12 protein-coding genes are annotated in these 15,882 nt (G+C 54.8%); 6 read left to right on the forward strand and 6 right to left on the reverse strand.

Annotated elements, in window-relative coordinates:
- Positions 1-156: 156 nt before the first annotated feature.
- The 4 genes from EYB53_RS19010 to EYB53_RS19025 all read right to left on the reverse strand — a co-directional run bounded on the left by EYB53_RS19010 (position 157) and on the right by EYB53_RS19025 (position 5,608).
- On the reverse strand, positions 157-2,013 hold the full coding sequence (locus EYB53_RS19010; protein ID WP_135479976.1) for an ABC transporter ATP-binding protein: 1,857 nt from the start codon (positions 2,011-2,013) through the stop codon (positions 157-159).
- A 190-nt stretch (positions 2,014-2,203) separates the two neighbouring features.
- Positions 2,204-3,454 (reverse strand): ABC transporter permease, encoded by a 1,251-nt coding sequence (locus tag EYB53_RS19015; RefSeq protein WP_135479977.1) that lies wholly within the window; start codon positions 3,452-3,454, stop codon positions 2,204-2,206.
- A 3-nt stretch (positions 3,455-3,457) separates the two neighbouring features.
- Positions 3,458-4,690 carry a hypothetical protein gene (locus tag EYB53_RS19020; protein WP_254151142.1) on the reverse strand — a complete coding sequence of 411 codons (1,233 nt, stop codon included), beginning with the start codon at positions 4,688-4,690 and terminating at the stop codon, positions 3,458-3,460.
- A 249-nt stretch (positions 4,691-4,939) separates the two neighbouring features.
- Entirely contained in the window at positions 4,940-5,608 is a 669-nt protein-coding gene (locus EYB53_RS19025) for a helix-turn-helix domain-containing protein (protein ID WP_135479979.1), read from the reverse strand.
- A 314-nt stretch (positions 5,609-5,922) separates the two neighbouring features.
- Between EYB53_RS19025 and EYB53_RS19030 the strand changes: the two genes are divergently transcribed.
- Together EYB53_RS19030 and EYB53_RS19035 are read left to right on the forward strand one after the other, a co-directional pair.
- Positions 5,923-7,953, forward strand: coding sequence for a prolyl oligopeptidase family serine peptidase (locus EYB53_RS19030; protein WP_371879136.1), 2,031 nt, complete (start codon positions 5,923-5,925; stop codon positions 7,951-7,953).
- 733 nt (positions 7,954-8,686) lie between these two features.
- Positions 8,687-8,986 (forward strand): RNA recognition motif domain-containing protein, encoded by a 300-nt coding sequence (locus EYB53_RS19035; RefSeq protein ID WP_135479981.1) that lies wholly within the window; start codon positions 8,687-8,689, stop codon positions 8,984-8,986.
- Positions 8,987-9,070: 84 nt separating this feature from the next.
- Here the strand turns inward: EYB53_RS19035 and EYB53_RS19040 are convergent, their stop codons facing one another.
- Positions 9,071-11,248 carry a heterodisulfide reductase-related iron-sulfur binding cluster gene (locus tag EYB53_RS19040; RefSeq protein ID WP_135479982.1) on the reverse strand — a complete coding sequence of 726 codons (2,178 nt, stop codon included), beginning with the start codon at positions 11,246-11,248 and terminating at the stop codon, positions 9,071-9,073.
- A 312-nt stretch (positions 11,249-11,560) separates the two neighbouring features.
- Between EYB53_RS19040 and rpsL the strand changes: the two genes are divergently transcribed.
- The 4 genes from rpsL (at position 11,561) to EYB53_RS19060 (ending at position 15,675) form a co-directional block, all read left to right on the forward strand.
- Entirely contained in the window at positions 11,561-11,995 is a 435-nt protein-coding gene (gene rpsL / locus EYB53_RS19045) for a 30S ribosomal protein S12 (RefSeq protein ID WP_097653674.1), read from the forward strand.
- Between the two features lie 86 nt (positions 11,996-12,081).
- On the forward strand, positions 12,082-12,555 hold the full coding sequence (gene rpsG / locus EYB53_RS19050; RefSeq protein WP_135479983.1) for a 30S ribosomal protein S7: 474 nt from the start codon (positions 12,082-12,084) through the stop codon (positions 12,553-12,555).
- Positions 12,556-12,642: 87 nt separating this feature from the next.
- A complete protein-coding gene (fusA, locus tag EYB53_RS19055; protein ID WP_135479984.1) occupies positions 12,643-14,751 on the forward strand; it encodes an elongation factor G in 2,109 nt (702 codons plus the stop codon).
- A gap of 6 nt (positions 14,752-14,757) precedes the next feature.
- Positions 14,758-15,675: a class I SAM-dependent methyltransferase gene (locus EYB53_RS19060; RefSeq protein WP_135479985.1), complete on the forward strand. Its 918-nt coding sequence runs from the start codon at positions 14,758-14,760 to the stop codon at positions 15,673-15,675.
- Positions 15,676-15,701: 26 nt separating this feature from the next.
- Here the strand turns inward: EYB53_RS19060 and EYB53_RS19065 are convergent.
- Positions 15,702-15,882: hypothetical protein (locus EYB53_RS19065; protein ID WP_205712688.1), on the reverse strand; the 181-nt coding region annotated here is incomplete at its 5' end.

Consider the following 15,882-nt stretch of genomic DNA (forward strand, 5'->3'; position numbering starts at 1 on the left):
CCTCCGGCGAGGTCTTAAGAACGCCGCTCCTCATCGTCGGGCGTATGTCAGCGGCAGGCCTTGCGTTACGCCAGGCCACGCCCGCCGCTCCCTCATCCTTTCCCGTGCGTGGGCGGCAGGCTTGCCTGCCGCCCACGCACTCCCCACCCCCCCCTCTTATGCTGCTCGCCGCACCGGCGTCGCTTCATCTTCGAGTGGCGGCAGATCAACTTCAAATCGGGCAAAGATCCGCCGGTAGTGATGTGAGCGCCGTAGCAGTTCATCGTGACTGCCTGCTGCCACTAGTCGCCCACTGTCAAGTACCAGGATCTGGTCGGCCCATCGGATCTGTGAGAGCCGGTGGGTGATCAAAAGCACGGTGCGACCCTCCTGCGCTTTGCGGATCGCTTGCTGAATCTGATCCTCGGTGGCACTATCAATCGCACTCGTGCTATCGTCCAGGATCAGAATGCGCGGATTACTCAGGAAGGCCCGCGCAAGCGCAATGCGCTGACGTTGCCCACCCGAAAGCGTGACGCCCCGTTCCCCAACAACCGTTGCGTAGCCATCGGGGAAACTCATGATAAACTCGTGAGCTTGGGCAGCGTGGGCGGCTTCTTCAATCTCGGCCTGTGTCGCTCCAGGTGCTCCGAACGCAATGTTTTCCCCGATGCTCCGCGAGAAGAGAAAAATGTCCTGCTCGATCTTGCCAATCTGCGACCGTAGCGCATCAAGACTCCAGTCACGCACATCTACCCCGTCAATTAGAACCCGCCCATTCGTCGCGTCATATGTACGGTTCACGAGTTGCGTAAGCGCACTCTTGCCACTGCCAGTCTGGCCCACAATGGCTACAGTCTGCCCCGGTACAACGTCAAACGATACCGCCTCAAGCGTGGCCGCGGGGGGGTGTGCCTCCGCCGATGGTGCTTCAATCGTGCCCGTCGCCCCTCGCCGCGCATACCCAAAACCCACATGTTCAAAGGTTATGGAACCACGCATTGGGGCCGCATATCCGGTTGCATTCTCATGCAGGTCAGTCTCGGCTTTGATAATGCTCAGAATGCGTCTGGCACTTGATAAACCAGCCTGAAAAATTGAAAACGCAAAGATCGAAATAAAGGTCGGAAACCGCAAAACATTCATCAGGCCGATCACTGTAATGACCGAGCCAAGATCAATCACACTCTGCCGATAGAGCCACATCGCATGGAGGAAGGTCAGGCCCACCGCAATGCCATAGACCAGCAGCGGCAGATAGCGTGCCTCGATAGCGCCTTGCTGCACAAAAAGATCGCGGAAGATTCGTGCGTTACGCCGAAATTTGCCTTGCTCAAAGATCTCGCGTGCGCTCGCTTTCACTACCTCGATCCCCGACAGACTCTCTTCCAGCCCCGCGTTAAGGGTGCCGTACTGCTCGCGTTGACGGTCAATCACCGGTTGCAAACGCCGAATATGGTTGCGCGCCAGCAGAATATAGGCCGCTACAAAGCCGAGGGGGATCAATGCCAGTTCAAGCCGTGTCAGCGCGATAAACGTGATCGGAATCAGGATCCCCAGGATTGTTTCAAAAATCAGACTCGATCCGGGCACGATCATGCTGCTCAATTGCTGTGTATCGTCGGTCGCCCGTGCCATAATGTCGCCAGCTCGCTGCCGATCATGAAACGCCTTATTCTTCCCCAGCAGACTCGCATAGAGCTCCTGGCGTGCATCGGCCTCAAAGTGCGATGCCACCGTCTCAGCGGCAAGCGTCCCAATCAGCATCGAAATGCCATCCAGCGCCAGCAGACCCATAATGATCAGCGCTAGCACCAGCAACGCCTGGGCGGCACTCGGCTGCAGAATCTCTTCGGCGGCGCGTCCGATGAAGACCTGCGCCCCTGCATAGGCAATCCATCCCAAAACATAACAGCCTATCGCTACCAGCGCTAGCCATTTGTACCGCACCACATGTGCGACAATCCATTGCCACCGACTTGTATGGTTGTACTGATAGGCATCTTTAATCGTAAACTCGCTCTGCTGATGCAAAATCTTCTCCTTATCTGCAAGAGCGCGACCGTCGCCTCGCCAAGCGCAACCGGGCCCATCATCTGCTCATCTCAGCCAGGGTAGCACACACGGGCGATCTAGCCATCAGCCAAAAGGCGTATGTTAGACAATGCCGTGCGAGGCCAACCATAAGTCGGCCTCGCACGGCATTATAAGCAGAAGTCGGCGTTTATTCGTAACGCAGTGCCACCAGCGGATCAAGTCGCGCCGCCCGCGCTGCCGGGTAGAGCCCCGCCACGATCCCGATCAGTGCGGCAAAGACGAGCGCTGCCAGCGCGAGCCACCACGGGGTCACAAAGAAGGTCGCCGCAATCGGCAGTTGCTCGCGCTCGATGTACCAGGCAATCACTTCGTTGAGCAACAAGCCAAGCAGCCATCCGCCGACAATGCCAAACGCCCCACCAAGCAACCCGATCAGCCCTGCCTCGATCATAAACAGGTTGCGAATATCCCCCCGTGACGCCCCAATCGCTTTCAGTGTGCCAATCTCGCGCGTGCGCTCGTAGATCGCCATAATCATGGTGTTGACGATCCCGAGGCTCGCCACAAAGAGCGCCAACCCGCCAACCGAGGCAAGCATGACATTGATCACCGCAAAAACCCGGTTCGCCTGTTCGAGGATGAGTTCCAGCGATTGTACCCGGTAGCCCTCTTCGCGAAAGGTGCGCACAAGCACCGCTGCCGCTGCGACGTCATTCGCCCGTACCACCGCTACATCGTACCCCTGGGTCTCCAGGTAGTCGGGTACATTGAACCACCACGATTTCATCGTTGCCATATCAGCGACGGCCGCCTGGACTTCGTTGTCAGGTAGATCGCTCACCCCGGCAACAACCAGCGGGAACCGCTCACTTTCACCGCGTGGACTGCGCAGCACAATCGTGATCGTTTGTTCGACAAGTTCTCCAGCCTCAACACCCTCTGGCACCGCACCCGCAGCCAGCACAACACGCCCTGCTTGTTGCACCGGGCTAATATCACCTGCCAGTGCCGCCGCTTCACTCCGAAACGGGTTGGCAAAGACTTCTTGCCCAGTCACGCGGATCGAGGTGAGATCGCCATTGGGAAACTCGATCAACGATGTCACATCATCAAGATTGATCTGGGCAACGACGCCCTGCACAGTTGGCAATGCTTCCCATTGTGCAACCACCTCAGGCGTGATTGGATTCGATCGGCTTGGTGTGCCAAACTGGTTAAAAAAATCATCGTTACGCTGGACACCAGGGTTGACAAAGACATTCTCAAGCCCTAAAGCCGCAAATTGTGCCCGTACCTCGCGTTGTACGCCAACACCGAGCGAAACCATTGTGACAATCGTCAAGATGCCCACAATGACCCCGGTTGACGTCAGAATCGTACGTACTTTGCGCCGCCCTAGATTCTCTAAGGCTGTACGCAGAATATCACCAAGTTCCATAGTTTAAAAACCGACTTCGATAATTGTTCGTGCCGTGCGATCCTGAAAGAAGCCGACCCCATCCTGGATCAACCCGACATAAAACCCCATCTGGGTCTCACGCTGCAAAATGCGAATCTGTCCAACAATCTCGACCTCTTCGCCCGGCATCAAGAAGTCTTCGACCCCTGGGATCGTCCACTCTTCGGCTGGCCGCGGCGAAATGGCCCAGCGGAATGGGTAGCGCCGCGGTCCACCCCCACTGTTGGCGTCCCAGTCCATGCCGACCCGCCAGAAGCCACCCGCCTGGGCCGTGTAACGTCCCTGCTCAACCGACGAAAAGACTTCGTCGGTCGTATAGGCGAAGCCGCTCGGTGGGCCATAGGTGCGGATCGGGACATCGCCGGTATTGCGCACCCGCATGGTTACTGTAATGATGTCTCCCAGCATAACGCGCTGCGGGGCGATATGCGCCGCGACAATGCGTGCCTCGGGTTGCCCGACATCTTCGAGTCCGAGTTGCCCCTGTTGCTGCACAATGTTGCCATATGCATCTTCCGCCCGCACTGTGTAGGTGTAGATTCCCGCCGACAAGAGCGATTGATTCGGTCGCTTGCCATTCCAGATGTGGTGCTGTTCGAATGGCCCTACCTCTTCGCGGGTGACCACCGGGATTACTTCGCCATCAGGTGCAGTCATCGTAATGTCAACGGTCGCTGTCACCGGCAGTCGGTAGGTGATTTCTGCAATGTCATCAATTGCATCGGCATTGGGCGAAATGATTGAGGGCGAGACCAGCAGGTTCTCGATTGTCGGCAACGCAATTTCCTCGCCGGTAATCGTCAGGTTGTGCTTCTGTTCACTCCGTTGCCCATCGTTCCCCTCGGCTGCAATCACCAGTTCATACGTCCCAGGTGGCAGCATCCGTCGCACAATGATACTATCATCAACAGGCACGGTTCCATCAAACCGCAAAATATAAGGTTCATTACTGCCAGGGCGCATGTCTCTGCGTCGCAGGTCAAACCGCTCACCACTACTATCATTGATGTAAATATCAACTGTTGCGTCACGGCCCACCGCATAACGAATATCCAGGGGCCGACTTGCTTCGGTTGGGTTAAACGACGTTGCACTCAGACTCACCTCGCCAAGCAGTGGTCGCGTTGTGCATCCGCTTAACACGATCATCGTAACACCGATCATCATCAAGCCGATGATGCTCACCATCAGTCGCATAGGTTTCACGTATCGCATAGCCTCCTCCATTAGGCTGAGGCATCGTACCAGGAGTCAAGCGCAGGCGCAAGTTGTCGTTGTCCCTCAGATCCGCATGAGGGGTGGGCCGCTACGCGGCCCACCCCTCATGCGGATCTAGGCGCAATACTTTTCAAAGAAGCTCGCGCGAAGGCGCGAAGCGTTGCTCACCGACGCGAAAAACGTTGCGCCTTTGCGCCTTTGCGTCAAAACAACCGCCTTCTTTGCACGGTATTGGATCGAGGCGTCTTATTCAGTGGCGAGAATAGCCAGGTATCCGAGCGTTGCGCGTTTTGCCTGCGGGTGCAACTGTCGCCATAGCCCAAGCAGTTGCACTTCGTCACTCGATAGTTCCTGCCCGCTTGGCTTTGCTCCTGCTACGTTAAGGTCGCCCCACGCAACAGCCGTTCCTCCGTCGCTTACCTCGGCTTCATTATTGATCGGGGCCACCATCTGGCCGTTCATCAGCACGATGCCTGCTTCGGCAAATTGGTTGGCAACAATGATCCGTGCGAGCTCAAGAGTCCCAACTCCTAGCACTTCGGCGAGCCGTTGTGACTGATCGGCATCCGGTAAGGTGCGATTACTTAGATAGTTGCGCATCGCACCATCACTGATCTTCGCCTCACGGTTCAACCGTGACCGCGAAAAACGCCCTTCCATCTGTGCCTTCAGCCATTCACCAAACGGTGGGGCCGCCTCTGGCTGACGCCCCATACGCTGCCGTATCTCTTCTATGGGTAGATCCAGCACGCTACTGAGCGCTTCCATGGTGCGTTCGCGTGGACGTGTCGTTTTGCCCAGCATAAATTGCCGCAATGAGATTGTTCCAATCCCTACTTCTTCCGCAAAATCACTTAGCGACTGGCCTCTGCTCATAGCTGTGTGAAATAACAAGACTGCAATAGGCTCTTCCATACCGATTATTCCTTGCATAGACATGTCGTCTCCTCTTGAAAGGTTTGTAGATTATGTTGGGATTATTGTGTCTGCAGGCTTTTAAGAAAGCCGCTCGTTTAAGAATTTGTTAGAGTAATCTGCTTAGATATTTAAAGGTTGTCTTTTCTGTTGCCATATATCTGTAGAATCCACAACAGGTTGAGTATAATCTGAATAAAATTACTTGTCAAGTTTGTTTTTGATGTTCAGGTAGTGACAGACGCTCAAGATATGGTACAATCGCACGCATAGGATCACTGTCCCATCGTAACTCTTGTGTAAGGATAGGTTCTGTGGATACTCAGCGCACTCCCATAACCGTTGAAGATCTCTATTCGCTTGGATCCCTTGAAGATGTTCGGATCAGTCCTGATGGACAGTCTATTGTGTCGGTTCATGTGACGATCGCGAAGCGCGAGAATCGTTACCATCGTCGCCTTCTGCTTACCTCTGTCGCAACTGGACACTCACGCCGCTTTACCCATGGGCTGTTCGATCATCAACCACGCTGGAACCCCGATGGTCAGAGTCTGGTCTTTGTTTCGCGCCGCGATGATCCTCATGGGCAACTCTATCGGATTCAACTCGCCGGCGGTGAGGCTCAGCAGCTCACGGCTATGCCCAACGGTGCCAGTGATCCAGTCTGGAGCCCTGATGGTCGCCAGATTGCTTTTCTTGCCCCTGTCAGCGAAGAAGAACGTGCCTCTGAGCACGATGAACCCTCGCCTGCGCCCGCTACCGCCTGGGACGCACAGCGGGCCGGCGAGCAGCGACGTCACGAAGAAGAGCAACGCATCGATCCGCGGGTGATCACCCGCCTACCCTATCGTAGCGACACCAGTTTCTTTGACCACCGCCGCCGCCACGTCTATGTCATTGATGTGCCGCTTGATGATGTCGAACAACTTCCCCGGCCACGTCGCCTCACCGATGGCGATATCCACTTTGGCGCACTCACCTGGATGCCCGATGGTCAGAGCCTGCTCACTACTGCGACCCGTGATCCCGAGGCTGACTCGCTCTTCGCTTTCTATGATGTGCTCCGCCTCCCCCTCAGTGGTGCTCAGCCTATCATTCTTACCAAACCCGGCTTCTCCTATTTTGATCCCCAACCTTCGCCCGATGGCACGAAGATCGCTTTTCTTTGCCTCGATGAGCAAAAACTCCTCGCCGATGGCAACCGTGTCGCTATCATTCCGGCTGAGGGCGGTGAACCAGAGGATTTGACCGCGCACACCGATCTCAATGTGGAACAGTTTCGCTGGCAACCCGATAGCCAGGGCATCATCTTTACGGCTGGCTGGCGCGGTGATCAGCATCTGTATAGCCTTGGCTTGCCTGATACGCCAACCTATCGCAATGGTATAACCCTTGTCCCCGGGTTGCGCATGGTCAATGGCTTTGATGTCGCCCGTGATGGCACGATCGCGTTTCTCGCTAGTAGCCCCGCGAATCCCGGTGAACTCTTCTTGCGTCACCTCGATGGTACCGAACGTCAGTTGACCACCCTCAATCAGGCCTACCTCGATCAGCGTATTGTGCTACCCCTCAACGAAATCCTCTACCTTGCCCCTGATGGTCAGGAAGTCCAGGGGTGGGCCATCTATCCGCCTGCCTGGCAACCCGATCAACCTCATCCGATGATTGTCTCGATTCACGGCGGTCCGCATACGATGTGGGGGCCGGCTTTCCGTTCTATGTGGCACGAATGGCAAACGATGGCCGCCGCAGGCTATGTCGTCTTCTTCTGCAATCCACGTGGCTCTGAAGGCTATGGCGAACAGTGGCGCGATGCCATCCGTGGCAATTGGGGCTATGCCGATGCCCCTGATATCGAGGCAGGTGTTGATGCCATGCTCTCCCGCGGGGGCATTGATCCTGCTCGCCTTGCCGTTACAGGTGGCTCCTATGGCGGCTATATGACAGCCTGGTTGTTGGCTCACACTGATCGTTTTGTCTGTGGAGTAGCCGCCCGCGGTGTCTACAATCTCATCTCTCACCCCTCTACATCCGATGCCCACGAGTTGATCGAAATTGAGTTCAATGGCTATCCCTGGGAAATGGCCGAAGAATTGTGGGTTCACTCACCTCTTGCCCACGCCCATAAAATAACTGCCCCCCTCTTGCTTTTGCATAGCGAGTGTGATTACCGTGTTCCCATCAGCGAGGCTGAACAACTCTTTTCTTTCCTCCGTCGCCAGAAGAAAGTTGTTGAACTCGTTCGCTACCCCCGTGAAGGCCACGAACTTACGCGCACCGGTGAACCGGCCCACCGCGTTGACCATATGCGCCGTGCCCTCGCCTGGTTTGACCGCTATTGTTAATCCGCCCGCGCACTCCCTACATCCCCCTTGCTTCACTCGAAAAACAGCCCCCTACGCGGGCTGTTTTTTGAGCAAAGAGCGATCCCTGGGGGCGTAGATCGCCAAATATGTGACATATCACACAAGTAATCCCCGAAAACCATCATATCTTCCCTAAACTCTTCTCTGGTCTAAAGTATTTGTGAAGGTACTGTGTGCTTGCTCGCGGCGTAGCCGCGAGCAAGCACGCAAATGCTTTTGCAAACTCGTTAGGTTTGCTCTAGTATGCTAAATCGATAATTGCAAAAAGAATAATTTCTCATGATACCTTTTGATGCTATCGTGTAGATAGATGCCCTCTCGTACTATTTGTACAATTTTTGTCTGAAAGTCATCATGGGGGCTTCTCAAAGTGATATGTATGTGGTACACTTTCCATATCTAACAGCGTCACGATGTCGCAAGAGCCTCCTTTGTAATGGGTTTCGTCTCCCTGAATGCATGTGCCTCCCTGACTGAGGTGCAGCCCGCGGCGTTTGCTTAGCTAGGCTATTGCACACGAACAATGAAGATCGTGTGTGTCGGCCTTTCCACCGAGTCGTTTCGTAAGGTTTGCCTGTTTTGACGACATTTCTCCACGAAGTGACTCAATGCATCGCTTCGACGTGTCGCCCGAATTGATGAACGCAGGGGCACTTGCCCTTGCCGGTGCAGTGTGTCACGGTGTAGCCTGGCACGCAGGAGTGGGATCGGAATGCAAGTAAAGCTCTTTGTCGGCAATCTCGCCTGGGGTATTGACGATCAGCAGCTCGAAGCTGTGTTTCGTGAGCATGGCTCGGTGCAGAGTGCTCGCGTTATTTATGATCGCGATACCGGTCGCTCGCGGGGGTTTGGTTTTGTTGAGATGGAAGTTGAGGATCTTGCCAAGGTGCTCCGTGATACCGATGGCCTTGAGATCGGGGGGCGTCCTATTCGGGTGAATGAAGCTGAAGATAAAGGTGGTCCGCGTGGCCCCCGTCAGGATAGTGGGGGCTTTGGCAATCGCCGCTATTAATCGAGCTTTCCCTCTACATTCAACCTGACGACGCACTGAAGGCCAGCATTGCTGGCCTTCAGTGCGTCTATGTGCCTTCTTCCCTCATGCCGTAGGCTCAAGTGCGTCCAGAAGCAATTCTGCAATGTCACGCCGCCGTAGGCTTTCATCCCGCCCAGTGTTCTTGGCTGCATCTTCAAACATCACCATGCAGAATGGGCAACTCATCGCCAGGGTCGCTGGTTGTGCCTCGGTCAATTGCTCTAGCCGGATGTAGTTGACCTGCTCTTTGCCCCAACCCTCTAGCCAGACATTGCCACCGCCACCACCACAACACATCGAGCGCTCACGATTGCGATCCGGCGCTTCGACTAGCTCAAGCCCCGGAATGCTCTTCAGTAGCTCACGAGGTGCATCATAGATGTCGTTGTAACGCCCGATGTAACACGGGTCGTGATACACGACCTTTTCGCCAAGCGGCTTCACTGGCTTCAGTTTGCCCTCGGCTACCAGCCGTGCCAGGAATTCGGTGTGGTGGATAACGTCATAGTCAACGCCCGCACCACCCCCGAACTGAGGATATTCGTTCTTGATTGTGTTGAAGCAGTGGGGACACGTCGTGACGATGGTCTTGAATTTGTATTGCTTCATTGTCTCGATGTTCTGCTCTACCTGGGCTTGATAGAGCAATTCTTCCCCCATGCGTCGCGCCGGATCGCCGTTGCACGTCTCTTCATCTCCAAGGATGGCAAAGTTCACGCCAGCTTGTTGCAATAGTTGCACAAAGGCCCGTGCCACCCGTTTGCTGCGTTCGTCGTAGCTCGGCGCACAGCCAACCCAGAAGAGTACGTCCGCCGCTTCTTGCTCGGCCATAATCGGGACATCCAATCCCTCTGCCCAGGCTGTCCGTTCACCGGCGGGCAAGCGCCACGGGTTGCCGGCGCGCTCGATGCCTTCAAGCACGCGCTTGACCCCTTGCGGTACTTCACTCGCAATCATCGTCAGGTGTCGCCGTGCGCCCACAATGTCGTCGACATGTTCGATCATCGCCGGACATTCATGCACACATGCATAACATGTTGTGCAACTCCACAGTTCATTCTCGGTAAAGAGGTTTTCGTACAGCGGTACCTGCTCGTTGTCAACCGCGACCACGCCCCCCTCTTTATCCTCTTGCTCTCCCATTTCAAGCTGCGTCACAAGCTTGATCGTGCCATCTTTGAAATGGATCGGCTCTTCGCGCATCAAGTCGTGCAACTTGGTAATAATGTACTTCGGTGAAAGATCGGCCCCCGATGCATGCGCCGGACAGACCGATTGACACCGCCCACAGCGCATACACGCATCAAGATCGAGTCGGTGCTTCCAGCTGAGATCGCCCAGCGTCGCAATCCCCAGACGGGGCTCGTCCTTCTCGATTTCCGCTTCCAGCGACGGAATGGTCTCAAGTGCACCGCGTGGCGCTGTATCCCGGAAGAAGGTGTTGAGCGGGGTGTAAAAGATGTGCTTGAATTTGCTGAACGGTAGCGTCGCAATGAATGCTCCCGTCGCTGCCGCATGGGTAAACCAGAGCAGAATGTGCAGGTTGAGCCCGATGGCACTGCCCTCCCCTAGCCCGATGGCCTTGAAGACGACGGCTAGCGCAAAGCCGACATATGCCAGGCGTGCCCACGCCTGCTCATAGACTGGAATGCCGCCAATTTCTTGATTGGCAATGCGCAGCCCCTCGATTAAAAAGCCGCCAATGCCAATGAAGAGCAAAACCCACAGCACCCATGCGTCGGTACGCCGATTATCAAGGCGCGGTTCTTTGATCCGATACCGTCGCCACGCAGCCCAGCTTAGACCTGCTACAAAAACAAGCCCTAGCGTATCCATAATGAATTCGTAGCTCTGATAAAACGTGCCGGCAAGAATCTTGCCGGCATCCTCGCCCATCATCGGCAAGGTGAAATCCTCTTCGACCGCAATAATGTCGGTACCAATAAAGAGGGTCAGAAAACCAAAAAAGATCAGGGCATGCATCATCCCTGGCCGACGATCACGCAGTACCTTCTTTTGACCAAAGACTTGAGCTAGAAACTCGACGGTACGTGCGGGAAGTTGGTCAATGCGTGCATCAGGACGCCCTTTGCGCCATCGTCCAATATCACGCAAAATACCCCAGGTCATCACAATTGATGTGACTAGGATCAGACCATAGAGAAAGATTGGGGCTAGTTTGCCAAAACGATCTACATTCCAGTAGATCTCACGGATCGCAACAATAATTGGTTCATCCATATCGCAGCCAGGCCTTTCTTCCCTTGGCAGCACGCAAATTTTGCTTATCATAACATTTGCACTATACTGCGTCAATGATTACTCTTGCAACAATTGGTAGTGGAAATTGTACGCTTTCCTCGTTTGACAACCCCCCCGCCAAATGGTATACTCCCTTATCGTCGTGCCATGGCACGCGCTGAATAGTCCTCTGTGTGTCAAGCCGGCCCACTCTAAGGCGTAGCTTCTGCTATGACCAGATACGGGGCTCGGATATTATTTTGTCTGAACATTGGATGTTGATGAGCGAGCTTTAGTCTGTAGGAGTGCTGGATGCCAACTATTAATCAGCTCGTACGGAAACCGCGTAAGCCGGTCGAGAAGAAGACCAAGGCTCCTGCACTGCGGTTCACGTACAATTCGTTGAAGGGCAAGTTGACCCGTGGCAAGGGTTCACCTCAGAAGCGTGGGGTGTGTACCAAGGTTGCAACGGTAACACCCAAGAAGCCGAATTCGGCTCTGCGCAAGATTGCCCGTGTCCGCCTGTCTAACCAGATCGAGGTGACAGCCTATATCCCAGGTGAGGGCCATAATCTGCAAGAGCACTCGGTGGTGCTGATCCGCGGTGGCCGTGTCAAAGACTTGCCAGGTGTGCGCTACCATATCGTGCGCGGTACCCTCGATACCCAGGGGGTTAATGGTCGTAAACAGGGCCGCTCGAAGTACGGTACCAAGAAGAATGCCCAGGCGATTGGCAAGAAGCGCTAATTGCTGTACGGCGCAAAGCAACAACTGTCGCTCTGTCAGCCTTCGTTGCTGCACAATCTGTAAGCTACAAGCATTGAGGAAATTCTATGCCCCGTCGTGGAAATATTGAAAAGCGGATCCCGCCACCTGATGCACGCTACAATAGTGTGCTGGTGCAGAAGTTCATCAATAAGGTGATGGAACGCGGTAAAAAGAGCGTCGCCGAGCGTATTGTCTATGATGCGCTGGATATTGCCGCTGAGCGTACCAGGAAGCCGCAACTTGAGGTGTTTGAGATTGCGCTACGCAATGCCAGTCCCGCTATTGAGGTTAAACCCAAGCGCGTTGGTGGCGCAACCTATCAGGTGCCTGTCGAAGTCAAGAGCGATCGCCGCTATGCCCTTGCAATGCGCTGGCTCTTGACTGCTGCTCGCTCTCGTAGTGGTCGCCCGATGCACGAGCGTCTCGCCAATGAAATTGTAGACGCCTATAACAATACCGGGACGACGATTAAACGTAAGGAAGATGTACATAAGATGGCTGAGGCAAATCGTGCCTTTGCCCATTATGGACGGCTCTAAGCGCTCAACAGAAGTTCTCCTGTTTGATGCTTGCTGTGAGTCCTATAAGAGGCGATATGCTCGCCTGACCTAGGAGTAGGGAACGGTATGCCACGCCAGTTCGAACTTGATAAAGTGCGAAATATTGGGATTATTGCCCACATTGATGCGGGCAAGACCACGACAACCGAGCGCATTCTTTTCTATACCGGGCGCACCTATAAGATCGGTGAGGTTCATGAAGGAACCGCGACGATGGACTGGATGCCCCAGGAGCAAGAGCGCGGGATTACGATTACCTCTGCTGCAACTACGGCTCAGTGGACGCTCGGTGATACAGTCTATCGGATTAATATTATTGATACTCCCGGCCACGTTGATTTTACGGTCGAGGTTGAGCGCTCGCTGCGTGTCCTCGATGGTGGCGTCGTGGTCTTTGATGGGGTCGCCGGGGTTGAGCCTCAGTCTGAGACGGTCTGGCGTCAGGCTGATAAGTATAGTGTGCCCCGTGTCTGCTTTGTCAATAAGATGGATCGCACCGGCGCAAGCTTTGAGCGCTGTGTTGATATGATTGTTGACCGCCTGGCTGCGAAGCCAGCTATTGTTCAGTTGCCCATCGGCGCTGAAGATACCTTCAAAGGCGTTATCGATCTCTTCACGATGCGCGCTACTATCTATGACGACGATCTTGGCAAGGACATTAAAGAAGTTGATGTTCCCGAAAACTTGCTTGCCGCAGCCCAGAAGTCACGTGCTGATCTCGTCGAGATGATTGCTGAGACCGATGATGAGTTGACCCTGCTCTATCTTGAGGGCGAGGATTTGAGCGTTGAAGAACTGAAGCGCGGTCTTCGTAAGGCTACGATTGAAGGTCGGCTCGTTCCTGTCCTCTGTGGCGCGGCACTCAAAAATAAGGGTGTGCAGAAATTGCTTGATGCTGTCGTCGAGTATCTGCCCTCGCCCCTTGACCGCCCTGCCATCCAGGGCGTCCTTCCCGGTCATGTGCCAAGTGAAGATGATGCCGAGTTGATCATCCGCCAGGTTACCGATGAGGCACCGTTTTCTGGCCTGGTCTTCAAGATCGTTGCCGATCCCTATGTTGGGAAGTTGGCCTATTTCCGGGTCTACTCTGGCACGATCGAGAAGGGGAGCTATGTCCTCAATAGTACCCGCGGTCAGCGCGAGCGCCTTGGGCGCATCTTGCAGATGCATGCAAACCATCGCGAAGATATTGATACGGTCTATGCCGGCGATATCGCGGCAATGGTTGGCCCCAAGCAGAGTTTTACCGGCGATACCATCTGCGATCCCGATAAGCCGATTGTGCTCGAGAGTATTCGCTTCCCCGAGCCGGTTGTTGAGTTGGCGATTGAACCCAAGACGAAGGCTGACCAGGATAAGATGGCAATTGCCTTGCATCGTCTCAGTGAGGAAGATCCGACCTTCCGCGTCTATACCGATCAGGAAACCGGTCAGACGATTATTAAGGGAATGGGTGAGCTTCACCTTGAGGTGATTGTTGACCGTATGCGCCGTGAGTATAAGGTCGAAGCTAATCAGGGTAAGCCCCAGGTTTCGTATCGCGAGACGATTACTGCGGCTTCTGATATCGAGACCCGCTTTGTTCGTCAGACTGGTGGTAAAGGCCAGTTTGCCCACGTGAAGATTAAGTTTCAACCACAAGAGCCTGGGGTTGGCTTTGAGTTTGTGAACCAGATTGTCGGTGGGACTGTTCCTCGTGAGTATATTCCCGCAGTTGAACAGGGGATCAAAGAGGCAATGCAGACCGGTGTCATGGCCGGGTTCCCTGTGGTTGACCTCAAAGCAATCCTCTATGATGGTTCATTCCACGAGGTTGACTCCTCCGAAATGGCTTTTAAGATTGCTGCTTCAATGTCCCTGAAGGACGGTGTTCGTAAGGGCCGCCCTCAGTTGCTTGAGCCAATTATGAAGGTCGAAACGACAACCCCCGAGGATTTCCTTGGAACCGTGCTCGGTGATTTGAACTCGCGCCGTGGTCGGGTTGAAGGGATGGAAGCACGTGGCAATGCGCAGATTGTCAAAGCCTATGTGCCCCTCGCAACGATGTTTGGCTATACCACCGATCTTCGTTCGGCGACCCAGGGCCGTGCAACCTCTTCGATGGAGTTCGATCACTACGAAGCGTTGCCCGACTCGCTAGCGAAAGAAATTATCGAAAAGCGAAGTGCGAGTTGAGTACGCATGTCTGAGTTGCATCTGCTGGCACCGCCACCCTGGCGGGAATATGCCCTCCTTGATACAGGTGGTGGTGCCAGGCTCGAACGTTTTGGTTCGTATACCCTAGTACGGCCCGATACCCAGGCGATCTGGCCGGTAACTTTGACGGAACAAGAGTGGTTGCGCGCTGATGCAACCTTTGCTAAAGCTCGCGGCGGCGATGATAACCCTGGTCACTGGGTTGCGCGCCGCCAGTTGCCTGAACAGTGGCCGTTGCACTATGACAATTTAGCGTTCTGGGTTCGCCCAACCCCGTTTCGCCATACCGGGATCTTCCCCGAGCATAGCGCTCATTGGCCCTGGCTCGCAGATGTGCTCGCCAGATGCCCTCGACCGTCGGTGCTTGTGCTCTTTGGTTATACCGGCTTGACGAGTATCTATGCCGCTGCTCACGGCGCCGCAGTGACCCACGTCGATGCGTCCAAGCCAGCTGTGCGGTGGGCTCAGGATAATCAACGCCTTTCTGGCCTCGAAGCAGCGCCAATTCGCTGGCTCGTTGATGATGTTGGTAAGTTTGTTGCACGCGAGATTCGTCGTGGACACCACTATGACTTGATTGTGATGGATCCTCCTGTCTTTGGCCGTGGCCCCAAAGGGGAGATCTGGCGCCTGAATGAGCATTTGCCTGAACTTGTTACGCAGTGTGTGCAGCTTTTGAGTGACCAACCCCTTGGGTTGTTGCTTAATGCTTATGCGACGAATGTGTCCGCGTTGACCTTGTACAATTTGGTGACGGCAGCTTTCAGTCGGCGTTCAGGTTCGACAAGCGCGGGGGAGTTGACTCTCCGTGAAGAACGCTCCGGGCGCTTGCTGCCCACTGCCCTCTATGCCTGCTGGTCGGATGTGCTCCATCCCCATCAGTTGCAGTCTGGCCTGTTGTAGTGGTCTGTCGGAAAAGGGTTTGTTCTTCACATCCTCGGGTGGGTGTGATTGGCTGATAAAGTGAGGGGTTTGGCCCCCTCTGGTCGAGATAAAGTGAAATAGCGTTGGGTGGTGACCAGCACTACCTCAAAACCTTGTGGAGTATCAAGCTTATGGCGAAGCAGAAATTCGAGCGGACGAAGCCGCACGTAAACATCGGCACGATTG

The organism is Candidatus Chloroploca mongolica, assembly GCF_004762035.2.
In the GTDB taxonomy this organism is placed as follows: domain Bacteria; phylum Chloroflexota; class Chloroflexia; order Chloroflexales; family Chloroflexaceae; genus Chloroploca; species Chloroploca mongolica.

Coding starts and splice junctions, on each gene's coding strand:
- rpsL (WP_097653674.1), top strand. CDS start 11,561: ATGCCAACTATTAATCAGCTCGTACGGAAACCGCGTAAGCCGGTCGAG.
- EYB53_RS19040 (WP_135479982.1), bottom strand. CDS start 11,248: ATGGATGAACCAATTATTGTTGCGATCCGTGAGATCTACTGGAATGTA.
- EYB53_RS19035 (WP_135479981.1), top strand. CDS start 8,687: ATGCAAGTAAAGCTCTTTGTCGGCAATCTCGCCTGGGGTATTGACGAT.
- EYB53_RS19060 (WP_135479985.1), top strand. CDS start 14,758: ATGTCTGAGTTGCATCTGCTGGCACCGCCACCCTGGCGGGAATATGCC.
- fusA (WP_135479984.1), top strand. CDS start 12,643: ATGCCACGCCAGTTCGAACTTGATAAAGTGCGAAATATTGGGATTATT.
- EYB53_RS19015 (WP_135479977.1), bottom strand. CDS start 3,454: ATGGAACTTGGTGATATTCTGCGTACAGCCTTAGAGAATCTAGGGCGG.
- rpsG (WP_135479983.1), top strand. CDS start 12,082: ATGCCCCGTCGTGGAAATATTGAAAAGCGGATCCCGCCACCTGATGCA.
- EYB53_RS19025 (WP_135479979.1), bottom strand. CDS start 5,608: ATGGAAGAGCCTATTGCAGTCTTGTTATTTCACACAGCTATGAGCAGA.
- EYB53_RS19020 (WP_254151142.1), bottom strand. CDS start 4,690: ATGCGATACGTGAAACCTATGCGACTGATGGTGAGCATCATCGGCTTG.